Source organism: Roseateles sp. P5_D6 (assembly GCF_054049415.1).
Window position 1 is genome coordinate 188,768 of sequence record NZ_JBFUMK010000003.1, and the last position, 24,500, is coordinate 213,267.

Sequence of the window (24,500 nt, forward strand, 5' to 3'; positions counted from 1 at the left end):
GCCGCGCCGGGCCGCCCCAAGCAAGCTCGCTCCCGCTTGGCGGGACAGGCCGAAGGCCGAAGGGTGCATCAATGAACGAGATTGCCTTGCTCATTGCCGCCACGCTGAGCGCCGGCACCGTGCTGGCCATCGCCGGCCTGGGCCTGCTGATCAATGAGCGGGCCGGCATCGTCAACCTGGGCACCGAGGGGCTGATGCTGGTGGCGGCCATCGCCGGCTTTGCCACCGCGGTACACAGCGGCTCCGATCTGCTGGGCTTCATCGCCGGCATGGCGGCGGGCGTCGTGCTGTCGCTGTTCTTCGGGCTGCTGGTGATCTGGCTCAACACCAACCAATACGCCACCGGGCTGGCGCTGAGCCTGTTCGGCGCCGGCTTCTCGGCCTTCGTGGGCATCGAGTACACGCAGCAGCGGCTGGCCGAGCGGGCGCACTGGGCCCTACCCGGCCTGGCCGATTTGCCGGTGCTGGGCAAGGCGCTGCTCGAGCACCACCCGGTCGTCTACCTGGCCATGGCGCTGGCGGCGGCGCTGCACTTCTTCCTGTACCGCACGCGGGCGGGGCTGGTGCTGCGCGCGGTGGGCGAGTCGCCTGAGTCGGCCCATGCGCTGGGCTACCCGGTGCGGCGCATCCGCCTCGCCGCCGTGGCCGCCGGCGGCGCGCTGTGCGGCCTGGCCGGCGCCTACCTGTCCCTCATCTACACGCCGCTGTGGGTGGAGGGCATGGTGGCCGGCAAGGGCTGGATCGCACTGGCGCTGACCACCTTCGCCACCTGGCGGCCGGCCCGCGTGCTGCTCGGGGCCTACCTGTTCGGCGGCGTGACGATGCTGCAGTTCCACCTGCAAAGCGAAGGCATCGCCATCTCCAGCCACTGGCTGAGCATGCTGCCCTACCTCGCCACCATCGCCGTGCTGGTGCTGATCTCGCGCAACCCGGCCTGGATCAAGGCCAACATGCCGGCGTCGCTTGGCAAGCCTTTCAAACCCGGCCATTGAATTCCTTGTCTCAACCGCTCACCCAGGAGAAACGCATGACATCCCTTGCCACCCGCCGGACCTTCGCGCTTGCCGCACTGGCCGCCGCCGCACTCGCGGGCTGCTCCAAGAAGGAAGAGCCCCCCGCCGCCGCGCTGCCCGCGTCCGCCGCCGTCGCCAAACCCGAGCCGCTGAAGATCGCCTTCGCCTACGTCGGCCCGGTGGGTGACGGCGGCTGGACGTTTGCCCACGACAACGCCCGCAAGGCGCTGGAGAAGGAGTTCGGCGACAGGATCGCCACCAGCTTCGTCGAGAAGGTGCCCGAAGCCGCCGACGCCGAGCGCGTCTTCAACGACCTGGTGGGCCAGGGCAACAAGCTGGTGTTCGGCACCACCTTCGGCTACATGGAACCCATGCTCAAGGTCGCGGCCGAGCACAAGGACGTGAAGTTCGAGCACGCCACCGGCTACAAGACGGCCGAGAACCTGCGCACCTACGACAGCCGCACCTACGAGGGCGCCTACCTGGCCGGCGTCATCGCCGGGTCCATGACCAAGACCAACACCCTGGGCGTGGTCGGCTCCATCCCCATCCCCGAGGTCATCCGCAACATCAACAGCTTCACGCTGGGCGCGCAGAGCGTGAACCCCAAGATCAAGACCAAGGTGGTCTGGGTCAACGAGTGGTTCGACCCGCCGAAGGAAACCGAGGCCGCCACCGCGCTGATCAACGGCGGCGCCGACGTGCTGATGCAGAACACCGACTCCGCCGCGGTGCTCAAGACCGCCGAGGAAAAGGGCAAGCGCGCCTTCGGCTGGGACTCCGACATGAAGGCCTACGGCCCCAAGGCCCACCTGGCTTCGGCCGTCATCAACTGGGCACCGTACTACATCAAGGCCACGCGCGACGCGCTGGACGGCAAGTGGGCCACCGGCAAGGCCTGGTGGGGCGTGAAGGAAGGCGCCATCGACATCGTCTCCCTCGCCGACGACGTGCCGGCCGAGGCCAAGGCCAAGGTCGAGCAGGTCAAGGCCGGCCTCAAGGACGGCAGCTTCTCGATCTGGAAGGGCCCGCTGGTCGACAACACCGGCAAGGAAGTGCTGGCCAAGGATGCCGTCGCTGATGATGCCTTCCTGGGCGGCATCAAGTTCTTCGTCAAAGGTGTCGAGGGCAAAGTCCCTGGCGCGAAATGAAGCCCCTCGGCCAAGGAGTACCTTGGCCGGTCCCCCGAGGGGACGGCGATGCTTGCGGCATTGAGCCGCAAGCACATCGCCAGACGGGCCGGCTTGGGAACGGCCCGGCGCTCGGCCCACAAAGACACTACGGCCATGAGTACTGAAATCGACTTCGACCGCATCCCGCGCTCAGCCCTTTCCGGCCTGCTGGCACGCAGCCCCAAGGCCGAGTTGCACATCCACATCGAGGGCTCGCTGGAGCCAGAGCTGATCTTCGCGCTGGCGGCGCGCAACGGCGTGGCCCTGCCCTATGCCAGCGTGGAGGCGCTGCGGGCGGCCTATGCCTTCACCGACCTGCAGAGCTTCCTGGACATCTACTACGCCGGAGCCAGCGTGCTGCTGCACGAGCAGGACTTCTACGACATGGCCTGGGCCTACTTCGAGAAGGCGGCCCGCGACCACGTCGTCCATGCCGAGCTGTTCTTCGATCCGCAGACGCACACCGCGCGCGGCGTGCCCATGGGCACGGTCATCCAGGGCCTGTCGCGCGCCTGCACCGATGCGCGCGAAAAGCTGGGCGTCAGCGCCGCGCTCATCCTGTGCTTCCTGCGCCACCTGAGCGAGGCCGACGCCTTCGCCACGCTGGAACAAGCCCTGCCCTACCGCGCGCATTTCATCGGCGTCGGGCTGGACAGCTCGGAGCGCGGCAACCCACCCAGCAAGTTCACGCGCGTGTTCGTGCGCTGCGCAGAACTGGGCCTGCACCGCGTGGCCCATGCCGGCGAGGAGGGGCCACCGACCTACATCGAAGAGGCCCTGGACCTGCTGCGCGTGGAGCGCATCGACCACGGCGTGCGGGCCATAGAGAGCCCGGCGCTGATGCACCGCCTTGCGCTTGAGCGCATGCCGCTGACGGTCTGCCCGCTGTCCAACGTCAAGCTCTGCGTCGTGCCCGACCTGGCCATGCACCCGCTGCCTCAGCTGCTGGCCGCCGGCCTGGCCGTGACCATCAACTCCGACGATCCGGCCTACTTCGGCGGCTACCTCAACGAGAACCTGTCGGCGCTGTTCGACGCCCTGCCTCAATGGGGCGCGCGCGAGGCCTACCAGCTGCTGCGCAACAGCCTCGAAGCGAGCTTCCTGCCACCGCCGGCCCGCGCCCCCTGGGTGGCGGCGCTGAGCGCCGAGTTCGCGCGGGCGGTGGTCTAGGAGCCGCCCACTGCGGTTCGCCGCGGCCCGACTCACCAGGTGGTAACTTCCGCGCCGCGTGGGCGCCTTCGCCTGGGGAGCAACAACATGAAATCGACCGTTTTCAGCCTGGCCACCGCCCTGGGGGCTGGCAGCGTACTGGCAGCCGCACCGGCATCACACATCGACGAAGTCCTCGTCTACCCGGGCGGCGCCCAGGTCACGCGGCTGGCCACCGTCGCGGCCGGCGCGCGCGAGCTGGTGCTGAACTGCCTGTCGGCCCGCTTCGACCCTGACTCGCTGCAGATCGACGCGCCCGCCAGCGTCAACCTCGGGCCGGTGCAACTGGAGACGCTGCCGCGCGAGCGCGTGCCCGAGTGCGCGAACAGCCCGCTGGACGAGCAGGTCCGCAAGCTGGAGGGCCAGCGCGACACGCTGACCGCCGAGTCAAGCGCACTGGACACCGGCCTCGGCTACCTCAAGGCCCTGGGCGCTGGCGAGGCGCGGGCCACACCGGCCACAGGCATCGGCGCGACGGCAGACACGATCCGCAAGACTGCGTTGGAGGGCCTGCTGCGCCAGGCCGCAATCCGCCGCCAATTGGAAGACCTGGACAAGCAGCTCGCCCCGCTCAAGGCCGAGCGCGACCACGTGGCCGCAGCCAACCCGCAATGGCGCAGCCTGCGCCTGCGGCTGTCCACCGTGCGCGAGGCCGAGCTGAAGCTGAGCTACCGCGTGACGCAGGCCGGCTGGGCGCCGAGCTACCGCGCACTGCTCGACACGGCCACGGGCGCGCTGAACCTGGAGCGCCTGGCTCAGGTGTCGCAGCAAAGCGGCGAGGACTGGAAGAACGTGAAGCTGCGGCTGACAACGGCGCAGGTGGCTCAGAAGGTCGGCCCCGGCTCTCCCCGGCCCTGGCAGCTCGACCTGGCGACCGCCCGCGTGCCGGCACCCGCGATGTCAGTTGCCGAATCGGTGGTCGTGACCGGCCAACGGGCCACCCTCGTCAGCCGGGCCACCGCCGAAGAGGCGGCAGGCAAGCTGGAGCGCTTCGACCTCGGGGTGTTCGAGGGCAGCTACGCGACCGAGTTCGCGCTGCCGCTGCGCGTCACCGTCGACAGCGGCACGCAGCGCGCCAGCCTGACGCTCGGCAGCGAGAAGCTGCAGGCCAAGGTGCTGGCACGCGTGCAGCCGCAAAGCGAGGCTGCCGCCTATCTCGTCGCTGACGCCGCCAAACCCGCCGGCGCCTGGCCACGCGGCGCCGTGCAACTGGTGCGCGACGGCGCGCTGGTGGGCAGCACCCTGTTCAATATCGCCAGCGGCGACGAGCGCCTGGAGCTGCCCTTCGGCCGCGACGACGCGCTGCGCGTGCTGGTTGAGCCCGAGCAGCGCAATGCCGGCAACACCGGCTTCATCAGCACACGCGCAGAGCACCGCTATGGCCGCGCCTATGTCGTCGAGAACCGCCACACGGCGGCGGTGACGCTGCAGCTCATCGAAGCCGCGCCGGTATCGCAACACGAGGACATCAAGGTGCAGTCTCAATTCAGCCCGGCGCCGACGACTCAGGCGTGGCGCAAGCAGGCAGGGCTGGTGATGTGGGAGCAGCCGCTGGCGGCGGGAGCCAGTCAGCGGTTCATGGCGGACTATGTGATCAGTGCGCCGAAGGAGGCGCAGGTGACGGGGTTGCGTTGAGCGGCTCGGGGTAGACAAAAAGCTCTCCCCTGCAGCCGCAACAGCCAAACCCGAAAGCAGGCCGCCACCGGGCTGTTCAATCACCCCCCTTTGAGCCCGCCGAGCAGCGCAGGGCCTTGAGGGCGTGCGCGCAGCGCACTTCAAGAACTGACTCCGCGCAACTGTTTGAGCAGAGCGTAGCGGCGCGAGTTTTGCGCGGGCCCTCAAGGCCTGAGCAGCGCAGGGAACCCCGCAGCGCAGCGGAGGGGCGGGCGGATCGGGGGCGACTTTTTGCCTTCTTTTTGGTCGCTCAAAAAGAAGGTCGCCCGCCGGGGCGAACTCCCGGCTGGGCCTCACGCGTCAAGCGCGGATAGCGAGCGTTTTGCTAGGGGCAGTTGCTCCGCCCTACATCGCTTGCCAGCCCCAATAGAAGAGCGGGGCCATCAGCGCCATGCCAAGCACTGAACCAGAAGCGACAACGAACAGTGTGCCGCGCTTGGAAAGGTCGGCGTCGCGCATGGGTTTGCGAGCGGTCCGCACACCATGCAACACGAACAAGGCGCAACCCGCAACGTAAAGCGTCGTCAATAGCGACTGCGGCAGCGTCCGCAATGAGGGAAGCCAGCGCGTCAGGGCCACCAAGAGCAACGCCAGGTTTCCGCCAAGCTCCGTCAGGGCGATGACGGTGATCCCGCGATGGTCTCGAAAGTCTTCGCTGTAAGCCCACAGCACAAAGGCGGTGTAGATGGCCAGGTACGCCGCAATCCAGTTCGGCACAGGACTGCTCCGAGGAGCCTCAGCCCCTCACCTCACCCTGCCCCAACACCACCCACTTCATCGACGTCAGCCCCTCCAGCCCCACCGGCCCGCGGGCGTGGAACTTGTCGGTGGAGATGCCGATCTCGGCACCCAGCCCATACTCAAAGCCATCCGCAAAGCGCGTGCTGGCATTGACCATCACGCTGGCCGAATCCACCTCGCGCAGGAATCGCATCGCGTTGGGATGATTCGTCGTCAGGATCGCATCCGTGTGATGCGAGCCATAGCGATTGATGTGGGCAATGGCTTCGTCAAGTGAATCGACCACCTTGATGCTGATGATGGGSGCGAGGTATTCGGTGGACCAGTCTTCCTCCGTCGCCGGCACCGCACCAGGCACCAAAGCCAAAGTCCGCAGGCAGCCGCGCATCTCCACGCCCTTGGCCTTGAAGAGGGCCGCGATGCGCGGCAGGAAGGCCGGCGCCTGGGCCGCGTGGACCAGCAGCGACTCGGTCGCGTTGCAGGGGCTGTATTTCTGCGTCTTGGCGTTGTCGACGACCTTGAGCGCCTGCTCCAGATCCACCTCGGCGTCGACATAGCTGTGGCAGTTGCCGTCCAGATGCTTGATGACGGGCACCTTGGCCTCGGCAGAGATTCGCTCGATCAGCCCCTTGCCGCCGCGCGGAATGATGACGTCCACCCATTGCGGCGAGCTGATCAACAGTCCCACGGCGGCGCGGTCCGTCGTGTTGACGAGCTGCACGGCCGCGCGCGGCAGCCCGGCTTCCTCCAGTGATGCGGCCACCAGCTCGGCCAGGGCCAGGTTGGAGTGAATCGCCTCCGACCCGCCGCGCAGGATGCAGGCGTTGCCGCTCTTGATGGCCAGCGAAGCGGCCTCGATGGTCACGTTGGGTCGGCTCTCGTAGATCATGCCGAACACGCCCAGCGGCACGCGCATGTGGCCCACGCTGATGCCGGTCGGGCGGCGCCTCACGCCGGTGATCTCGCCGATGGGGTCGGGCATGGCGGCGATCTGCTCGCAGCCTTCGGCGACCGTCGCCAGGGTCTTGGCGTCGAGCTTCAGGCGGTCGCGCAGCGGGCCGCTGAGCTCGGCGGCACCGGCCAGGTCGCGGGCATTGGCGTCGGCAAGCGCCGGGCCGGCCGCGCGCAGGCGGCGGGCCAGGGCCAGCAGGGCAGCGTTCTTGGCGGCCGTGGGCGCGGCAGCCATTGCGGTGGCGGCGGCGCGGGCGGCGCGGCCGAGGTCGTCCATGTAGGCAGGCAGGCTCATGGCCGCCATTTTCGTCGACGACCCTCGACCTACAGCTTCGTAAGGTCTGGGCCGCCCTCCGCGCCGAACCAAGCCTTGCTCAACGCCTGGCGAGCGCTGTTCTCGGCGGCCGTGTCGCCGCGCTTCCTGTAGACCTCGGCCAGGGCCGCCAGCGCCCAGCCGTTGTTGCGCACGCGGGCGAGCGATTCCCGCAGGGCTTTCTCGGCCTCGTCCAGCCGCCCCTGGCGCAGGCGCACGGCGCCGAGGGACTGGCGCACCGGGTAGTACCAATAGGCCGGCTCGGTGTAGGCCAGGCCCTCCTCGATGGCGACGGCCTGCTCCAGCGCGGCAGCGGCACCGGCCAGGTCGCCCTGGGCATCGGCCAGGCGAGCGCTGGCGACGAGGCGGGCCGTCTGCGCGATGGCCTGGGCCGGGATGCCCCAGGCATCGAAGGGCTTGAAGTCGGCGCCCTTCTCCAGCGCCGTGATGGCGTCGATCTCGAGCCGGGCCGCCGCCGCGTCGTGGCGGGCCGCCTGGGCCAGCGCGCGGGCGTAGTGGTACATGACGCGCACCAGCACCAGGTCGTCGGGTGGCGCGGCCAGCTTCAGGATGACATCGGGCGGGCTGAACTGGGCGTGCGTCGTGTAGGGCGCGGCCTTGACGGGCTGCATGATGGGGAAGGCCTTGACGACGTCGACGGGCATGGACGCGTCGAGCTTGGCCGCCGCGTCGATGGCCGTCTTGGCCGCGCCGCCCATCTGGGCCGACACCATCAGGAAATGGATGTTGTGCGGGTAGTAGGCCGAGCGGTAGAGCGGGTCGGACGGCGATGTCTTGAAATAGGCCTCGTCGACGGCGATGGCCTGGCGGTTGGCATCCAGTGACTCGCGGTACAGGCCGACGCGGTAGTAGATGTGGGCCGGCATGTGCACGATGTGGCCGGCGCCGGGCATCTGCGCGGCCAGGCGGCGCGCGGACTCCAGCGCGCGCTCGGGCCGTGTCGAGGCCTCGACGGCATGGATGTAGAGGTGGATGGCGGCGGCATGGTTGGGGCGGCGCTTGAGCACGGTCTCCAGCGCGGCCACGATGTCGGCCGTGCGGCCCTTGGGCTTTGCGCCGGCGGCCTCCCAGTAGTCCCAGGGCTGGGTGTCCATGGCGGCCTCGGCGTAGAGCACCTGCATCAGGTCCTCGCCGGGGAACTGGGCGGCGACGCGCTTCATCGCGTCGGCATAGGCGGCGTCCAGGGCACTGCGGTCGGCCGGTGGCTCGGCGGCATAGCGCTGCTGCAGGGCTTCGATGAGGACGCGTTCACGCGGCGGCAGCTTGTCCTTGAGCGCGATGGCGCGCTGCAGTGCAGCCCAGGCGGGCGCGTTGGCCTCGGCCTGCATGGGCACATTGATGTTGGGCCCCAGCACCAGCGCCTCGCCCCAGAAGCACAGGGCGCAGCCGGGGTCGAGCTTCTGCGCGGCCTGGAAGGCACGCTGCGCCTCGGCATGGTTGAAGGCAAAGGCCAGGCGCAGGCCCTGGTCGAAATAGGCCTGCACCTTGGGCGACGCATGCTCGAGCTTGAAGCTCATGCGGCCCAGGTCCTTGTAGAGCGGCACGTCGCCCGGCGCGGCCTTCATGGGCGCGGGCTGGAAGGGCGCGGTCTCCGTCCTGGGCGTGGTGGCGGCAGAGGCTAGCAGGGCCTGCAGCAGCACGGGCCGACCGGCCACTGACGGCGCGCAGACGCCGCCGGGGCTGCTCAGCAGCGGGTCAAAGGCGGCGGCCGTATCGGCACTGCCGACCGGGGCGACGAGGCCCAGCGCGGCAAGGGCCTGCAGCAGGCGGGTGGCGGGGTGATGGCGTGATGGCATGCGACCTCCAGGCCCGGCAGGGGCCAGGAGGGGCATGCTCGCACCAGCGCCGCGCGGCCGCAATCAGGGCCGGGTCAGGGCAGTGGTTTGCCCTCGGCGTCGCGAACCTCGGGCTTGCGGCCAATCGCTTCCAGCTGCGGCACGATCTTGGCCTTGTCGCCCACCGCCACGACGATGAGCTGGGCCGGGTCGAGATGCTGCTGGGCGGCCTTCAGCGCGGTGGCGGCGGTGACGGCACCGACCTTCTTCGGCAGCTCGGTGATCGCGTCCAGCGGCCGGCCCGCGGACCAATTGCCCGAGTAGCCGGCCACGACCGCGAGGTTGGTGTCGAACAGACCCGGCAGCGACAGCAGCTGGGCGTTGCGCACGCGGCCCAGCTCGGCCGCGCCCATAGGCTTGGCGCGCATGCCCTCGATCTCCTTCCACATGTCGACCAGGGCCGGGCCGGTCACGTCGGTGCGCACGCTGCCGCGGATGCCGAACTGGCCGCGCTCGCGGCCCATGGTGTAGCCGGAATGGATGCCATAGGTGTAGCCCTTGACCTCGCGCAGCTGGTTGTTGATGCGCGACGTGAAGAGGCCACCCAGGGCCGCATTCATGACATTGATGGCGGCTGCATCGGGCGCGGCGGCGAAGGGGCCGGGCGAGACGACGGCCAGGGCCGTCTGCGGCGCGCCGGGCTTGTCGACGACGACGGTGCGCGCGGCGATAGGCCTGGACGCGGGCAGCGGCGCGGCGGCTGCAGCGGCGCCCTCGCCCTTCCAGGCGCCGAACAGCGGTTCGATCAGTGCCCGCAGCTCGGCCTCGGTCAGGTCACCGGCAACCACCAGGGCCGCGCGCTCGGGGCGGTAATGGGCCTGCCAGAAGGCACGCAGCGCAGCGCCATCCACGGCCTTGATGCTGGCCTCGGTGCCCAGCGCATTGGCGCTGAGCGGGTGGCCCTCGCCATAGGTCACGCGGTTGCCGACGGCATTGGCCAGCAGCGGCGCCTGCTCGCGCATCTGGGCCAGGGCGGCCAGTCGCTGCGCCTTCTGGCGCTCGATCTCGGGCGCGGCAAAGGCCGGATTGAGCGCCAGGTCGGCCAGCAGGCCCAGGCCTTCCTTGGCACTGGCCTTGAGGCCGGAGAAGTCGATGCGCGCCTCCTCGCTGCCGGCCTGGGCGTTCAGCGTGGCGCCCAGGACCGCGGCAGCTTCGGCAATCTGCTGGGCGCTGCGCGTCTTGGTGCCCTCGGGCAGCATGGCGGCGGTGAAGCCGGCCAGGCCAGGCTTGTCCGCCGGGTTGGCGCCCTGGCCGGCACGCAGCACCAGGGCGGCGCTCACCAGCGGCAGGCCGGGCTTGGGCGAGTAGATGACGGTCAGTCCATTGGCCAGCGTGAAGCTCTGCGCGGCGGGCAGCGTCAGCGCCTTGGCCTTGGCCGCACCGGGCGGCTTGGCGCGCCAGGCCTCGGCCGCGTTCAGCGACTCGCGCTCACCCTTGGCGGCCTTGGTGGGCGCCGGCGGCGTGGCCACCTCGGGCGGCAGCACCTGCTCGCCAGGCTTCGCTTGCACGACGACGCGGTGGTCCTTCTTGAGCCATTGCGTGACGGTGGCACTGACGTTGGCCGGGCCCAGCTGCCCATAACGCGCCAGGTCCTTGCCGACAAAGCCGGGGTCGCCGGCCATCTGGTTGTAGTGGTTGATGAGGTCGGCCAGCGACGTCACCTTCTCCATGCGCTGCAGCAGCTGAGTCTGGATGGTGGCGCGGGCTTGGCCCAGCTCGGCCTCCGTGGGCGGCGTGGCGGCCAGTTTGGCGATCTCGGCGTCAACCAGCTTCTCGATCTCGTCCAGCGAAGCGCCAGGGCGGGCGACGATCTCGATGTTGAAGATCGAGCTCAGCGACTGCGAGTCCTGCGACACCTGCACGCTCTGGGCGAGCTGCTTGTCGCGCACCAGCAGGCCGTACAGGCGGCTGGCCTTGCCACCGCCGAGTACATGAGCAGCGACGTCCAGCTCGGCGTCGCCGGCGGCGAACATGGGCGGCGTGTGCCAGGCGAGGTTCAGGCGCGACAGCTCGATGCGGTCGGTGACGACGAGGCGGCGCTCCTTCGTGATCTCAGGCATGGCGACCTTGACGTCAGGCACCTTGGCGCCGGCCTTCAGCGAGCCGAAATACTTCTGCACCAGGGCCTTGGCCTGCTTGGGGTCGAAGTCGCCGGCCAGCACCAGCGTGGCGTTGTTGGGCCGGTAGTAGGTGCGGGCAAAGTCCTTCACGTCCTTGAGCTGGATGCCCTGGATGTCGGCATGCGAGCCGATGACGGCGGCGCGGTAGGGGTGGCCTTCGGGGTAGAGGGCCTGGTACATCGCCTCTTCGACGATGCCGTAGGGCCGGTTCTCGAAGCTCTGGCGGCGCTCGTTGCGCACCACGTCCTGCTGGTTGGCCAGGGCCACCGAATCGACCTCGTCGATCATGTAGCCCAGCATGTCGGACTTCAGCCACAGGCCGAGTTCGAGCTGGTTGGACGGCAGCGTGAAGAAGTAGTTGGTGCGGTCGAAGTTGGTCGAGCCATTGCTGTCAGTGCCGCCGGCGGCGTCGACGAATTTGTCGAATTCGCCGCGCGGGATGTGCTTGCTGCCGGCGAACATCAGGTGCTCGAACAGGTGGGCAAAGCCGGTCTGGCCCTTGGCCTCGTTGCGCGGGCCGGCATGCACCCACAGGTTGAAGGCCACCAGCGGCAGGCGGTGGTCCTCGACGAGGATGACCTCGAAGCCATTGGCCAAGGTGAGCTTCTCCTGGCGCACGGCGAGCTGGCCGGCCTCGGTGTTGACTGCGCCCTTCATCGCGGATTCAGGGGCGGCGCCCGCGGGCAGGGCGGCCGAGAGGGCGCCGGCCAGGGCCAGCAGCGCGACGAGACGGCGGGGGGCGGGAGCTTTCATTCGTATCGGTCCTCGAAGGGCAATGCGGGATTGGGCGACGTGTTCAACACGGTGCGGAAGTGCCGGGAGTCACCATGAGCCTACCAAGGCGACAGCCAGGCGAGCAGTGCCAGCCAAAGTGGCGCCGTGGCGACGTAAAGGATGGTGGAGACGACGGTGGCGGCCGTGACCTCGGCCTCCAGCGCGCGGTAGCGCTGGGCAAAGATCAGCGCATTGGAGCCGGTCGGCAGCGCCGCAATCATGACGATGACGGCCAGCGGCATGCCATTCAGCCCCAGGCCCCAATGCGCGACGCCCAGCACGACGGCCGGCATCAGCAGCAGCTTGGCCAGCACCAGCCCGGCCAGGCCGCGCCAGGTGCGTGGCCAGCCGTAATAGGCCAGGGACATGCCGATCAGCGTCAGGCACAGCGGCACGACGGCCGTGCCCAGGCTTTGCAGCGCCTCATCGGCCACGGCGGGCAGGGTGAGGCCAGTCGCGTTCCAGGCCAAGCCGGCCAGCACTGGCAGCACGACGGGATGGATGACGGTGTTGCGCACGGTCTGCAGCAGCGTGCCGGCCAGATTGCCGCTGCTGCGCTCGCGCGCCAGGTCGAGCTCGACGATGGCAGTCAGCAGCGTGAGTATCGACAGCGCATGCAGGCTCACCACGGCGATGTGGATGGCCAGGCCTTTCTCGCCGAACACGCCGGCCGCGACCGGCAGGCCTACCTGCAGCGTGTTGCCAAAGCCTGCCGTGATGGCCCTGACGCTGGGCGCGACGACGTTCTCACCCGGCTTGCGCAGGCCGCGGTACAGCACGTAGAGCAGCGCGATCAGCACCAGCACCGGCACGAAGAAGGCGAACAGGAAGGCCCAGGGCAGCGCCGCCGTATCCAGCCGCGCCGTGGTACGGAACAGCAGGGCCGGCACGAAGATGTAGAAGGCCGCATTGGCCAGCACGCGGGCCGGGTCGCTGTCACTGCCCGCCTCGCCGCCGCCCAGCCAGCGCATGCGGCCGACCGCCCAGCCGATGGCCACCGCAACCAAAATCGCCAACAGCTTCGCCGCAATTGCCCAGGTCATCGTGCCCCTCGCCCGGTCTCGCCGCGCTGAACGCGGGCGCGCCCAATCGGTCTTGCAGACCGCGCTGCGGCAAATGCCGCAGCTCTTCGGCAGGCACATCGCGTCCACTGGACGCAATGTGTCCGGCCAAAGCCCCCGAGGGGACGGCGATGCTTGCCGGATCGACCGGCAAGCACATCGCCAAGGCGGGCCGGCTCGGGAGCGGCCCAGCGCTCGGCCCGAAATGCGTCAAAGAAGCTCACGCCAGAGGAAGACGAAGTTCGAACACAAAGCTGCTGCCCTGCCCCGCGGCACTCTGCACCAGGATCTGGCTGCCCATCAGCCGCACGAGCTGCTGGCTGATGGACAGCCCGAGGCCCGTGCCGCCGAGGTGGCGCGAGGCGTCGGACACCTGCTCGAAGGCCTGGAAGAGCCGCGCCTGCTGGGCCGGTGTCATGCCGATGCCGGTGTCGCTGACCTCGAAGCGCAGCCGCGTGTGCCTGGCATCGAGCTCGACGACGCGCGCGTCGAGCTGCACGCTGCCGCTGTCGGTGAACTTGACGGCGTTGGACAGCAGGTTGAGCAGCACCTGGCGCAGGCGCTGGCCGTCGGCGATGACCTGGGTCGGCAGGCGGGCGTCGATGTCCAGCCAGAAGGCCAGGCCCTTCTGCTCGGCGCGCAGGCGCACGCTGTCGCAGGCCATGTCGATGAGGGCGCGCAGGTCCACGGACCCGGCTTTCAGCGAGACCTTGCCGGCCTCGATGCTGGCCATGTCCAACACGTCGTTGATCAGCTCCAGCAGGTGCAGGCCGGAGTCACGCATCAACTGCAGCTTGGCCTGCTGGCCGGCGGGAATGGCGGCGTCCATCTGCATCAGCTGCGTGAAGCCCAGGATGGCATTCAGCGGCGTGCGGAACTCGTGGCTCATGGTCGCCAGGAAGCGGCCCTTGGCCTGGTTGGCGCTTTCGGCGCGCAGCTTGGCCTCGCTGAGTTCGGCGGTGCGCTCGTTGACGAGTTCTTCGAGGTGGTCGCGGTGGCGGGTCAACTCGGCCTCGGCCTGGCGGCGCAGCGAGATGTCGCTGACCATGCCCTCGATGCGACGCTGGCCGCTCTCGCCCTCAACCCAATGCGCGTTCAGCTCGACCCACAACGGCCGGCCACCCGCGCCGCGAAGCTGCAGTTGGCATTGCTGGATCTTGCCCTGCTCGTTCATGACGGCGGCGACGCGCTGCATCTCGTGCCGGTCAATGCCGGACAGCTCGCGCAGCCGCCGCCCCACGGGGCTTTGCGAACCCAGGCCCAGCATCTGCGTGAAGGCGCGGTTCATGCTGAGCACGCGGCCATCGGCGTCGGCCTGGAAGACGCCCTCGGTCGCGTTCTCGAACAGGCTGCGGTAGCGCGCCTCGCTGGCGCGCAGGCCTTCGGAGCTGAGCTGCACCTGGTCGGCCGCGCTGCGCAGCTTCAGGCTCATGGCGTTGAAGCGCATCGTCAGCTCGCCGATCTCGTCGCCGCGCTCCACGGTCTCCTGCGCACCGAGGTCGCCCTTGGCAACGCGCTGGGCCAGGGCGCCCAGCTTCAGCACCGGCCGGCGCACCAGCCATTGCACGAGCAGGGAGCTGGCGATGACGATGCCGATGACGACGACGGCCAGCAGCTCGACGACGAAGAGGCGGGTGCGGCTGATCTGCTCGTCGATGAGATCACGCGTGACGGTGAGAACGGCCGAGGCGACCTGGGTGCCGGCCGTGTCAGCCGCGGGCTGGTAGGTGATGGCGAACTCGCGTCGCAGCGGCCCCACGGCCGGGGTGTCGCGGCCGCGCCGCGCCTGGCCGCCGCGCAGGCCCAGGCCCTTGAGCTCGATGGCATGCACCTCGGGGTCGGCCATGACGGCGTCGAGCAGGTTCTCGATGGCGACATGGTCTAGGTTCCAGATCGGGCCCGCGAAACCGCGCTCGATGAGGCCGGCCATGCGCGCCTCGCGCTGGCGCAGGCCGGCCATCAGCTCGGCCTCTTCGTGTGTCGTCCAGTACCAGCCCACCGCCAGCACCAGCAGGCTCGCAACCAGCGCAATGCCGGCCGTCAGGCGCGTCTGTATGCCGATGCTGATCGGTGCCAACGCCATCCCCTCTCCCCCGGTGCAGCCTTGTCAGGCCATGCGGCGAGCATAAATGCTGTGGCGCCGCGAATTTCCTGCCCGCTCAGCTCTTGGCCGCCGTCTTCTTGGCTGCCACCTTCTTGGCAGCAGGCGCCTTGGCAGCGCGCGGCTCGAACTCGAAGATGACCTTGCCTTCCTTCTTGTCATAGGCCAGGAAGGCCTTGAACTTGCGGCGCGTCTTGTTGGAGACGAAGTTTTCCAGCAGGTCGGTCTTGCCGTTGGCCAGCAGCTTGTGCACCTGGGCCGGCTCGATGGGCTGGGTCAGGATGACCTTGCCGGTCTTGAAGTCGCAGGTGACGGTGGCACCGACCGAATGCTCACAGACGTAGTTGGCGCCGTGCTCGTAGACGTGGCCCTTGCACTTGGGGCAGGCCCCGAGCGAGTTCTGGCCGGAAAAGTCCACCGGTTCGCCATCGCCCTCGGCCTTCTTGGCGTCCTCGCCGAAGTCGAATTCCAGCTTCCAGTTGGCGATCTCGTCGTCGTACACCAGCGCCAACTCGGCCGTGAAGGGCCAGCCCGCCTTGGAGCGGAAGCCTTCCAGCGGGCCGATCTTCTTGTTCGCCAGGAAGGTCTCGACCTCGTTCAGCTCAAAGCTGCGGCCGCCCGGGATCTTGCCGATGGAGAAGCCGCAGGCGTCCTCACCCGTGCCGCTCTTGCCGGTGCAGGTGAAGCGCCGATAGTTCTCTTTCACGATGCCGCCGCACTTGGGGCAGGGCGTCTTCAGCGTCGCATAGTCGCCGGGGATGGTGTCGCGGTCATAGCCCTTGGCCTTGGCGACCATCTTCTCGGTCATGGCCGCGATCTCGGCCATGAAGACCTCGCGCTTCAGGCGCCCCTTCTCCATCTCGGCCAGCTTGTATTCCCAGTCGCCGGTCAGTTCGGGCTTGGTCAGGTCCTCCACGTCCAGGCCGCGCAGCAGCGTCATCAGCTGGAAGGCCTTGGCGGTCGGGATCAGCTCGCGGCCCTCGCGCAGCATGTACTTCTCGCTGATCAGGCCTTCGATGGTGGCCGCGCGCGTGGCTGGCGTGCCCAGGCCCTTCTCGGCCATGGCCTCGCGCAGCTCGTCGTCGTCGATGAGCTTGCCGGCGCCTTCCATGGCGGACAGCAGCGTCGCTTCGGTGTAGCGCGCCGGCGGCTTGGTCTGCAGCGCCTTCACGTCCACGCTCTCGGTGCGCACGACTTCGTTCGGCTGCACCGGTACGAGGTTGGCGTCTTCATCGTCCACGTCCTTGCCGTAGACGGCCAGCCAGCCCGGCTTGACCAACACCTTGCCGTTGGTCTGGAAATGATGCTTGTTGTCGATTTTCGAGATACGCGTCGTGACCAGGAACTCGGCCGGCGGGAAGAACACCGCCAGGAAGCGCTTGACGACCATGTCGTAGAGCTTGGCCTCGATCTCGGTCAGGGCCTTGGGCGCCTGCAGCGTCGGGATGATGGCGAAGTGATCCGACACCTTGGCGTTGTCGAAGACCTTCTTCGTCGGCTTGATATAGCCCTCCTTCAGCGACGTGGCGGCATGCTGGGACAGCGCGGCCAGCGGGCCGGGCAGGTCCTCGGTCGCCAGCATCTTGGCCGTGTCCTTGGCCACGGCCACGTAGTCCTCGGGCAGGAAGCGCGAGTCCGTCCGCGGGTAGGTCAGCACCTTGTGCTTCTCGTACAGCGCCTGGGCGATGGACAGCGTCGTCTTGGCCGAGAAGCCGAAGCGCGAATTGGCCTCGCGCTGCAGCGTCGTCAGGTCGTAGAGGCCGCCGCAGCTCGTGGTGCTGGGCTTGCTTTCCTCGGTGACGACGGCGGGCTTGCCGAGCACCGCCTTGGCGATCTCGTCGGCCTCTCCTTGAGTCCAGAGCCGGTCGGCCCGGCGCTCCAGGTCGTCGTTCTTCTTCCACGCGGGGTCGAACCACTTGCCTTCGTACTGGCCGGCCTGGGCGTCGAAGTTGGCGCGCAGCTCCCAGTAGTCGCGGGCGACGTGCTTGCGGATCTTTTCCTCGCGCTCGACAACGACCGACAGCGTCGGCGTCTGCACGCGGCCCACCGTGGTCAGGAAGAAGCCGCCGTCGCGCGAGTTGAAGGCCGTCATGGCCCGCGTGCCGTTGATGCCCACCAGCCAGTCGGCCTCGGAGCGGCAGCGCGCGGCGTCGGCCAGCGGCAGCATCTGCGCGTCGCTGCGCAGCTTCTCGAAGCCCTCGCGGATGGCGGCGGGCGTCATGGACTGCAGCCACAGCCGCTCGATGGGCTTGTTGAGCTTGCCCTTGGCCGGCTGGGCGTACTGCTCGATGAGGCGGAAGATCAGCTCACCCTCGCGGCCCGCGTCGCAGGCGTTGATCAGCGCCGTCACGTCCTTGCGGCGGATCAGCTTGGCCAGCGCGTTGAGCCGGCCCTTGTTCTTGTCGATCGGGTTGAGGTCGAAATGCGGCGGGATGACGGGGAGGTTGTTGAAGCTCCACTTGCCGCGCTTGACGTCGAACTCCTCGGGCGCCGCGATCTCCACCAGGTGGCCGACGGCCGAGCTGACGACGTACTGCTCGTTCTCGAAGTGGTCGTCGTGCTTGTCGAACTTGCCCGCCACGGGTGTCAGCGCGCGGACGATGTCCTGCGCGACGGAGGGCTTCTCGGCAATGATCAGAGTCTTGCTCATCGGTCTTTCAATCAGTTGTCAGTTCGTCTTCCCGGGCCGAGCGCCGGGCCGTTCCCAAGCCGGCCCGCCGGGCGATGTGCACGCGGCTCGAAGCCGCGTGTATCGCCGTCCCCTCGGGGGACCGGCCAAGGTAGTCCTTGGACGAGGGGTCTCATTCTTGCTGCCTACAATCCGGGCCTCGCGCGCACGCCTACGCACACGCGCACCCATGAAATCACCGTACCACAGCGCCGATGACTGCCAAATCCCCGCGTCCTGCCCCGCGCCGCAAGATCGAAGTCCGTGATTCCGGCGTGCATGGCCGGGGGGTTTATGCAGCAGCTCCCATCGCCGCCGGTGCGCGCATCATCGAGTACACCGGCGAGCGCATCACCTGGGAGCAGGCGGTTGACCGCCATCCGCACGACCCGGCCCAGCCCAACCACACCTTCTACTTCCACCTCGACGGCGGCCTCGTCATCGATGCGCTGTATGGCGGCAATGACGCGCGCTGGATCAACCACGCCTGCGAGCCCAACTGCGAAGCCGACGAGGTCGATGGCCGCGTCTTCATCCAGGCCCTGCGCGATCTGGAGCCCGGCGAGGAGCTCTTCTACGACTACGGCCTGGTGCTGGACGAGCGCCACACGGCCAAAGTCAAGAAGCAGTTCGCCTGCTGGTGCGGCGCGCTGACCTGCCGCGGCACCATGCTCGCCCCCAAAACCCGCAAGTCGGGGCGCTGACCCGATGGAACGGCGCCACCTCGCCGAATGCGGCTCGACCAACACCGAGGCGCTGGCGCATCTGCGTGAGGGCGGCGGGGCGCTGCTGGTTTCGGCCTCGCGCCAGACCGCGGGTCGTGGGCGCCTGGGCCGGGCTTGGCTGACTGAACAGGGGGGGGATGACGCCGCGCTGACTTTCTCCATCGCCTTGCCACTGCCGGCCGCGCTTGACCTGAGCGGCCTGTCCCTCGCCGTGGGTTGCACGGTGGCCGATGCGCTGGACCCGGCGGGCCGGCACATCCAGCTCAAATGGCCCAATGACCTCTTCCTGAATGGCGCCAAGCTAGGCGGCATCCTCATCGAGACCGTGCCGTTGCCGGTGGACCAGCGCGGCGTCGTCATCGGCATCGGCCTCAACCTGCGGCCCTTGCCCGAAGGCGCCGACCGCACCGCCTTTGCCAGCGGCCACGCGGCGCTGCAGACGCTGGACCCGGCCGCCACCACGCATGCCACGCTGGACCGCCTGGCTCCTGCGCTGCGTGGCATGCTGGCTGATTTTGAAACTCTGGGCTTTGCGCCCTGGCAGGCGGCATTCGCGCGCCGCGACCTCGCGGGCGGCCAGCGTGTGCGCGTCGGCGAGCAGGCCGGCACCGCACGCGGCGTCAGCGAGCGTGGTGAACTGCTGCTGGAAACCGCCGCTGGCCTTTTGCCCTGCAGCGGTGGTGAACTGAGCCTGAGACTAGAGAAGGTATGAACGAACCCGACACGCCCGCTCGTAGCGCGCCAACGACCCCACTCGTCGTTGCAAATGCTCGCCGTAGCCCGAGCTACGGCTGTGCTTTGCGCCTAGATTGGAGCCGTTGGACGCGCCCCGCTCGGACGCGCCGGGGCCATTCACACCTTCTGGAGACCCGCCTGTGATGCGTATCGTCGTGTTGGTACTGCTGGCGGTGAACGCCGTCTTCCTCATCTGGTCGCGCGGCTGGCTGGACACCGTCACGGGCCTGCCGGCCGAGGGCGGCCGCGAGCCGCAGCGCGTCAAGGCCCAGCAGCATCCCGAACGCATCCAGCCCCTGGCCGCCAGTGCGGCCGCCGTCGCCGCCCAGCGCAGCTGCCTGGAACTGGGCCCGCTCGATGGCGATGCGGCCCTCGCCGCCGCCCAGGCCGCCTTGAAGGCTGCCGGTGCTGAGGCCCAGGTGCGCAGCAGCGAGCAGCCGGGCGTGTGGGTGGTGGCGACCATCAAGCTCGCCGACCCCGAGTTCCGCGCCCGCAAGGAAGCCACCTACAAGCAACTGCGTATCAACTTCGAACCGCTGGACGGCCTGCCCGCCGAGCAACCGGCCTTCGTGCTCAGCAAGCACCCCAGCCAGGCCGAGGCGAACGCCCAGGCCGAGAACTTCGACAAACGCGGCCTCAAGGGCCTGCGCGTGCTGACGCTGAAGGCGCCGCTGGCTCGCCACAGCCTGGTCATCAATCAGGCCGACGGCCTGCTCGCGGCCCGGCTCAAGGCGTCAAAGGACGCGGCCCTGGCCGTCGGTTTCAAGGCCTGCAGTGCGGCGCCCGCCGCAGCCGCATCAGCGGCCAGCAGCTGAGCGTCGCAGCGCCAACGCCGCCAGCAACAGACCAGCCAGCCAGGCCGCGCTGGCCGCGCCGCCGCCGCCACCACCCGACGAGCCGCTCGACGAAGACGCTGCCGCGACACTGATCGTCGCCGACTGGCTGTAGACGACACCGGCGTTGTCGGTCAGGTCGGCGCGCACCGTGAAGCTGCCGGCCGCCGTCGGCGTGATCGTCGCCGTGGCCGTGCTGGCGCCAGAGGCAAAGGCCGTCACGATGCCGCCGCCATCGACCAGCACCCAGGCCGTGGAGGCGACCGAGCGGTCCCCGGGCAGGCCGGTGGCCGTGACGGTCAGTGTCAGCGTCTGGCCAGCGGTCAGGCCGCTCGCCGGGCTTGGCGTGATGGTCACCGTCGTGCCGTTCAGCGCCTGGGTCGCGGCCACGGCCGCAGCGGCGTCCACCATGCCGGCGCCGCAGGTGCTGGTCGTGCAGTAGCACTCGTCCTGCGCCGTGGCACTGGGTGCCTTGCATTGCGGCGGGTTGCCATCCGCGGCGCTGCCGCCCCCGCTTGTCGGGAAGGGGCGCGCCGTGCTCTTGAGGATCTGCGTTGCCTCGGCCGAGGTCAGACCCGGACGCACGGAGGCCATCAGCCCGACGATGCCACTGACGATGGGTGCCGAGAAGCTCGTGCCTACCGAGGCGCCGCTGCCGGTGTAGGTGTCTGCGCCCGCCACTGGCGTCGTCGTGCCCGAGTTGGTCGTGCTGACCATGGGATAGAGGCAGGCTTGGTTGGTCAGCGTGTTGATGCAGTTGCCGCCCGGCGCGGCGATGGTCACCTCCGTACCGAGGCTGGAGAAGCCGACCTTGGTGCCGACATGACGCAGCGCCGCCACCGTAATGACGCCGGGGCAGTTGCCCGGCAGGCCGACGGCCTGGCCTTCGGAATTGCCGGCCGCGACGACGATGGTGGCACCGGCCGCGTTGACCTGGCTGATGACGTCACGGTAGAGAGCGCCCGTGCCCGTGGTGCCACAGGTCCCGCTGCCGCCCAGGCTCATATTGAGCACCTTGGCCTTATTCGCATTGGCCGGCAAGCCCGGCACGGCAATGCCGGCAGCCCACTTCATGCCAGCCATGATGTCGCTGTCATAACCGCCGCATTTGCCCAGCACACGCACGGGCAGGATCTTCAGGCCCCAGCCGACGCCGGCCATGCCCAAGCCATTGTTGCTGCTGGCGGCGATCAGGCCGGACACACGGGTGCCGTGCCAGGAGCTATTGCCGATGTCGCTGCTGTCGCAGCCACTGCCCAGGGCGCCGCCGTTGATATCGGTCTGGCTGACCCAGTCGCCCGGGTCGGACGGGTCGTTGTCAGCACCGCCACCGTCATTGGCGATGGCAATCGACGTCGCTTGCTGGCTGTTGCCGGCGCTGCCGAAGCCGATCATGTCGTAGCCGCTGACGAATTGACCCGACAGGTCGGGGTGATCCAGGCGCACGCCGGTGTCCAGCACGGCGACTATCGTTGTGGCGGTGCCGGTCGTGGTGTCCCACGCTGCCGGCGCATTGATGCTGGAGACAACCTGGCCCGGCGTGGCGCTGGGCTTCTTCAAGTACCACTGGTCGATGGTGCGGGCCTGCACACCACCGACGGTCGATTCAGGGTTCACGTCCGCGCCACCGAACAGCGGGTCGTTGGGGAGGCGGGCATGCTTGCGGCGTTGGTCGACGACCACCAGCTCGACCTCGGCATCGGTGGCCAGCTTCTTTGCCAGCGCGGCACCGGTCATGCCCTTGGCGATGACCACATGGGTGCGCTCGTCCAGGCTGATGCCGGCCGCCAGCCGCTGGCCGCTGCGCAGGCCCAGGGCCGTCGCGCGCGTCTGCGCCACCTCGCGCGCCTCGGCCCGGGTGGCCCGCAAGGCCAAGGCCTTCGCGCGCACGCTGTCGGCCTGAGGCTTGAAGCGCACGATGACGCGGGCTTCGGTGTCTGGCGTCTGGGCCAGCACGGGCGCGGCCATCACGGTCAGGGCGGCGATCAGCAGCGGACGCAAGGACTTCATGACGGCGAGCTCGAACGGGCGGGGCGGCCAGTTTAGGCGCGCCCTTGTGAAGCAATCGCAAACAAGTGTGGGGCGCAAGAAAGCAGAAAGGCCAGCCGATCGCGAGATCGACTGGCCTTTTCAGCGGTATTCGGGCCGAGCGACGGGCCGCCCCTAGCCGGCCCGCCTGGCGATGTGCTTGCCGGTCGATCCGGCAAGCATCGCCGTCCCCTTGGGGGACCGGCTAGTCTGGCCCGCGTTCAGCGCGGCAGACTGGACGAGGGGCTCACGCAGCCACCACGCGGGCCATTTCGAGGACCTTGTTCGAATAGCCCCACTCGTTGTCGTACCAGGACACCAGCTTGACGAAGGTGCTGTCCAGCGCGATGCCGGCGTCGGCATCGAAGATGGAGGTGCGGGCGTCACCGCGGAAGTCGGTCGCAACGACCTTGTCCTCGGTGTAGCCCAGCACGCCCTTGAGCGCGCCTTCGCTTTGCGCCTTGAACTCGGCGCAGATCTCTTCGTAGCTGGCGTCCTTCAGCAGCTCGACGGTCAGGTCGACGACCGACACGTCGCTGGTGGGCACGCGAAAGCTCATGCCGGTCAGCTTCTTGTTCAGCTCGGGGATGACCTTGCCGACGGCCTTGGCGGCGCCCGTGCTGCTCGGGATGATGTTCTCGAGGATGCCGCGGCCGCCGCGCCAGTCCTTGTTGCTCGGGCCGTCGACGGTCTTCTGCGTCGCGGTGGTGGCGTGCACGGTGGTCATCAGGCCGCGCTTGATGCCCCACTTGTCGTTCAGCACCTTGGCCAGCGGGGCCAGGCAGTTGGTGGTGCACGACGCGTTGGAGATGATGGCTTCGCCGGCGTACTTGGTGTGGTTGACACCGAAGACGAACATCGGCGTCTCGTCCTTGGAGGGGGCCGAGAAGATGACCTTCTTGGCGCCTGCGGCCAGGTGCTTCTCGCCGCCGGCCTTGTCCAGGAAGATGCCGGTGGCTTCGATGACGATGTCGGCACCCGCCTCGGCCCACTTCAGCTCGGACGGGTCCTTGACCGCGGTCAGGCGGATGCGCTTGCCGTTGACGATCAGGGTGTTGCCGTCCACGGCCACTTCACCGTCGAACTTGCCGTGCACGCTGTCGTACTTGAGCATGTAGGCCAGGTAGTCGGGCTCGAGCAGGTCGTTGATTGCGACGACCTCGATGTCCTTGAAATTCGCCACGGCGGCACGGAACACCATGCGCCCGATGCGGCCGAAGCCATTGATGCCGATCTTGATGGTCATGGAACTGTCTCCAGAGGATGAAAAATTCGGTGCGGGCGCGATTCTCGGCGATTCGCGGTACGGGGTGGTTTCAGGGCGATTTCAGCCACCGGTCGCGGCGGCAAACCGGCCGCAGGGAATGTCGATGACCATGGATTCATCGAACAGCCAGTCCTGCGAACGCGAGTCCAGCTCCATCTCCAGCCCGGCCAGCCAGCGCAGGAATTCCAGGCGGTTGGGATCGGGTCGTCCGAGCTCGAAAGCTGTGTTGGGCAGGTGAGGCCGACGTTGCGTCCAGGTCACCTTGAAGGGGCAGGCCATGGTGTCGAAATCAAACGAAGCGTCCAGGGTCCGGCGGCCTTTCACCCAGCCCATGAACTTGGCCAGCGGCACCTCGGCCTCGCGGAACTTCGGCGGCTTGGCGGACGTGAAGACGTACTGGAAGAGCTGCTCGAAGGCAAATGGGGGATCGCCTGCCTGCCGGCAGGGCATCCGGTATTGCTCCAGGTATTCCTGGATCGCCTTCTGCGGTCGTGGGCCGGCGTTGGAGTAAAGGACCTGAACCTTGGGCGGCTGTTGGCCGTCGCCGTCGAAGCGGGCCACCACCAGGGTCTTGACGATGGGGCCCTCCATCTGCGAATACACGAAATCGGGCGCCTTGCGCGGCATGACCACACACTTCTGCGTCGCGGCCTGCTCCGATCACCCCCGTGCCGCCGATATCCGCACCGGCGCATCGCCGGCGAATACGAATTCCTGGACAGCCGCGAGCGGGGCAGCGCCCGCAGGCAGGCAGGGCAGGCGATGGCCCTTGAGATAGTCGAAAACCTCGTCCTGCATGGACTCATCGGCCGTGTTGGCCAGCACCTCCACGCGCGGGGCCGCGTCCGGGCGCTCGAACAGCAGCTTCACCCGCACCATCCGTGAACTCGACGGTTGACCGCGCAAGGCCTCCCGCTTTTCCCTCGGCAGCTGAGGGAGTGCGTTGGCATTGAGCAGGCAGGCCAGCATCTGGTCGGCCCTGTCATCCGGCCTTGGCACCTGGCCCTGAGCCGCCAATGTGCACAGCCCTGCCGCCAAAAGAATGATGAAGTCGCGCATTGCATCTCCTGCCGCCATGACCGGAGGTTTTACCGCAAGACCGCCGCGTTATTCCTTCTTCAGCACCGCCTTGACGGTCGCGGCCACGTTCTTCGGCGTGCAGCCAAAGTGCTTGTACAGCACACCGGCCGGCGCGGACTCGTCGAAGGTGTCGATACCGACGACGGCGTCGACACCGTATTACCACCAGAAATCGCTGA

18 protein-coding genes are annotated in these 24,500 nt (G+C 68.5%); 7 read left to right on the plus strand and 11 right to left on the minus strand.

All coding sequences use genetic code 11. From position 1 onward, the window contains the following. Positions 1 to 71: 71 nt before the first annotated feature. The 4 genes from ACXJKM_RS04975 to ACXJKM_RS04990 all read left to right on the plus strand — a co-directional run bounded on the left by ACXJKM_RS04975 (position 72) and on the right by ACXJKM_RS04990 (position 5,029). Positions 72 to 992 carry an ABC transporter permease gene (locus tag ACXJKM_RS04975; protein ID WP_457350671.1) on the plus strand — a complete coding sequence of 307 codons (921 nt, stop codon included), beginning with the start codon at positions 72 to 74 and terminating at the stop codon, positions 990 to 992. 35 nt (positions 993 to 1,027) lie between these two features. Continuing rightward, positions 1,028 to 2,164 (plus strand): BMP family ABC transporter substrate-binding protein, encoded by a 1,137-nt coding sequence (locus ACXJKM_RS04980; protein WP_457350673.1) that lies wholly within the window; start codon positions 1,028 to 1,030, stop codon positions 2,162 to 2,164. Between the two features lie 135 nt (positions 2,165 to 2,299). Next, on the plus strand, positions 2,300 to 3,355 hold the full coding sequence (locus tag ACXJKM_RS04985; protein ID WP_457350675.1) for an adenosine deaminase: 1,056 nt from the start codon (positions 2,300 to 2,302) through the stop codon (positions 3,353 to 3,355). An 87-nt stretch (positions 3,356 to 3,442) separates the two neighbouring features. Continuing rightward, positions 3,443 to 5,029: a DUF4139 domain-containing protein gene (locus tag ACXJKM_RS04990; protein ID WP_457350677.1), complete on the plus strand. Its 1,587-nt coding sequence runs from the start codon at positions 3,443 to 3,445 to the stop codon at positions 5,027 to 5,029. Between the two features lie 384 nt (positions 5,030 to 5,413). Here the strand turns inward: ACXJKM_RS04990 and ACXJKM_RS04995 are convergent, their stop codons facing one another. The 7 genes from ACXJKM_RS04995 to ACXJKM_RS05025 form a co-directional block, all read right to left on the minus strand. Continuing rightward, entirely contained in the window at positions 5,414 to 5,785 is a 372-nt protein-coding gene (locus ACXJKM_RS04995) for a hypothetical protein (protein ID WP_457350679.1), read from the minus strand. A gap of 19 nt (positions 5,786 to 5,804) precedes the next feature. Beyond that, positions 5,805 to 7,064, minus strand: a complete 1,260-nt coding sequence (locus ACXJKM_RS05000) for a glutamate-5-semialdehyde dehydrogenase (protein WP_457350681.1) — start codon at positions 7,062 to 7,064, stop codon at positions 5,805 to 5,807. 20 nt (positions 7,065 to 7,084) lie between these two features. Then, positions 7,085 to 8,890, minus strand: a complete 1,806-nt coding sequence (locus ACXJKM_RS05005; protein ID WP_457350683.1) for a hypothetical protein — start codon at positions 8,888 to 8,890, stop codon at positions 7,085 to 7,087. Positions 8,891 to 8,964: 74 nt separating this feature from the next. Further along, a complete protein-coding gene (locus tag ACXJKM_RS05010; protein ID WP_457350685.1) occupies positions 8,965 to 11,802 on the minus strand; it encodes a M16 family metallopeptidase in 2,838 nt (945 codons plus the stop codon). Between the two features lie 80 nt (positions 11,803 to 11,882). Continuing rightward, positions 11,883 to 12,839, minus strand: coding sequence for an AEC family transporter (locus ACXJKM_RS05015; RefSeq protein WP_457350687.1), 957 nt, complete (start codon positions 12,837 to 12,839; stop codon positions 11,883 to 11,885). 265 nt (positions 12,840 to 13,104) lie between these two features. Further along, on the minus strand, positions 13,105 to 14,967 hold the full coding sequence (locus ACXJKM_RS05020; protein ID WP_457350689.1) for an ATP-binding protein: 1,863 nt from the start codon (positions 14,965 to 14,967) through the stop codon (positions 13,105 to 13,107). A gap of 76 nt (positions 14,968 to 15,043) precedes the next feature. Continuing rightward, entirely contained in the window at positions 15,044 to 17,635 is a 2,592-nt protein-coding gene (locus ACXJKM_RS05025) for a DNA topoisomerase III (RefSeq protein WP_457350691.1), read from the minus strand. Positions 17,636 to 17,868: 233 nt separating this feature from the next. Here ACXJKM_RS05025 and ACXJKM_RS05030 point away from each other — a divergent pair, with 233 nt between their 5' ends. The 3 genes from ACXJKM_RS05030 (at position 17,869) to ACXJKM_RS05040 (ending at position 19,928) form a co-directional block, all read left to right on the plus strand. After that, a complete protein-coding gene (locus tag ACXJKM_RS05030; protein ID WP_457350693.1) occupies positions 17,869 to 18,357 on the plus strand; it encodes an SET domain-containing protein in 489 nt (162 codons plus the stop codon). A gap of 4 nt (positions 18,358 to 18,361) precedes the next feature. Beyond that, positions 18,362 to 19,090: a biotin--[acetyl-CoA-carboxylase] ligase gene (locus ACXJKM_RS05035; RefSeq protein WP_457350695.1), complete on the plus strand. Its 729-nt coding sequence runs from the start codon at positions 18,362 to 18,364 to the stop codon at positions 19,088 to 19,090. 163 nt (positions 19,091 to 19,253) lie between these two features. After that, positions 19,254 to 19,928: a hypothetical protein gene (locus ACXJKM_RS05040; protein ID WP_457350697.1), complete on the plus strand. Its 675-nt coding sequence runs from the start codon at positions 19,254 to 19,256 to the stop codon at positions 19,926 to 19,928. Here the strand turns inward: ACXJKM_RS05040 and ACXJKM_RS05045 are convergent. The 4 genes from ACXJKM_RS05045 to ACXJKM_RS05060 all read right to left on the minus strand — a co-directional run bounded on the left by ACXJKM_RS05045 (position 19,911) and on the right by ACXJKM_RS05060 (position 24,300). Next, on the minus strand, positions 19,911 to 21,956 hold the full coding sequence (locus ACXJKM_RS05045; protein ID WP_457350699.1) for a S8 family peptidase: 2,046 nt from the start codon (positions 21,954 to 21,956) through the stop codon (positions 19,911 to 19,913). The genes ACXJKM_RS05040 and ACXJKM_RS05045 overlap by 18 nt on opposite strands. A gap of 265 nt (positions 21,957 to 22,221) precedes the next feature. Continuing rightward, positions 22,222 to 23,220 (minus strand): type I glyceraldehyde-3-phosphate dehydrogenase, encoded by a 999-nt coding sequence (gap, locus tag ACXJKM_RS05050; protein ID WP_457350701.1) that lies wholly within the window; start codon positions 23,218 to 23,220, stop codon positions 22,222 to 22,224. Positions 23,221 to 23,301: 81 nt separating this feature from the next. Further along, on the minus strand, positions 23,302 to 23,868 hold the full coding sequence (locus tag ACXJKM_RS05055) for a hypothetical protein (protein WP_457350703.1): 567 nt from the start codon (positions 23,866 to 23,868) through the stop codon (positions 23,302 to 23,304). Between the two features lie 33 nt (positions 23,869 to 23,901). Then, entirely contained in the window at positions 23,902 to 24,300 is a 399-nt protein-coding gene (locus ACXJKM_RS05060) for a hypothetical protein (RefSeq protein ID WP_457350705.1), read from the minus strand. Positions 24,301 to 24,500: the final 200 nt, after the last annotated feature.

Excerpts from the sequence above, each read along its gene's own strand:
- ACXJKM_RS04975 (WP_457350671.1), top strand. The coding sequence starts at position 72 with ATGAACGAGATTGCCTTGCTCATTGCCGCCACGCTGAGCGCCGGCACC.
- ACXJKM_RS04980 (WP_457350673.1), top strand. The coding sequence starts at position 1,028 with ATGACATCCCTTGCCACCCGCCGGACCTTCGCGCTTGCCGCACTGGCC.
- ACXJKM_RS04985 (WP_457350675.1), top strand. The coding sequence starts at position 2,300 with ATGAGTACTGAAATCGACTTCGACCGCATCCCGCGCTCAGCCCTTTCC.
- ACXJKM_RS04990 (WP_457350677.1), top strand. The coding sequence starts at position 3,443 with ATGAAATCGACCGTTTTCAGCCTGGCCACCGCCCTGGGGGCTGGCAGC.
- ACXJKM_RS05005 (WP_457350683.1), bottom strand. The coding sequence starts at position 8,890 with ATGCCATCACGCCATCACCCCGCCACCCGCCTGCTGCAGGCCCTTGCC.
- ACXJKM_RS05010 (WP_457350685.1), bottom strand. The coding sequence starts at position 11,802 with ATGAAAGCTCCCGCCCCCCGCCGTCTCGTCGCGCTGCTGGCCCTGGCC.
- ACXJKM_RS05020 (WP_457350689.1), bottom strand. The coding sequence starts at position 14,967 with ATGGCGTTGGCACCGATCAGCATCGGCATACAGACGCGCCTGACGGCC.
- ACXJKM_RS05025 (WP_457350691.1), bottom strand. The coding sequence starts at position 17,635 with ATGAGCAAGACTCTGATCATTGCCGAGAAGCCCTCCGTCGCGCAGGAC.
- ACXJKM_RS05030 (WP_457350693.1), top strand. The coding sequence starts at position 17,869 with ATGACTGCCAAATCCCCGCGTCCTGCCCCGCGCCGCAAGATCGAAGTC.
- ACXJKM_RS05035 (WP_457350695.1), top strand. The coding sequence starts at position 18,362 with ATGGAACGGCGCCACCTCGCCGAATGCGGCTCGACCAACACCGAGGCG.
- ACXJKM_RS05045 (WP_457350699.1), bottom strand. The coding sequence starts at position 21,956 with ATGAAGTCCTTGCGTCCGCTGCTGATCGCCGCCCTGACCGTGATGGCC.
- gap (WP_457350701.1), bottom strand. The coding sequence starts at position 23,220 with ATGACCATCAAGATCGGCATCAATGGCTTCGGCCGCATCGGGCGCATG.
- ACXJKM_RS05055 (WP_457350703.1), bottom strand. The coding sequence starts at position 23,868 with ATGCCGCGCAAGGCGCCCGATTTCGTGTATTCGCAGATGGAGGGCCCC.
- ACXJKM_RS05060 (WP_457350705.1), bottom strand. The coding sequence starts at position 24,300 with ATGCGCGACTTCATCATTCTTTTGGCGGCAGGGCTGTGCACATTGGCG.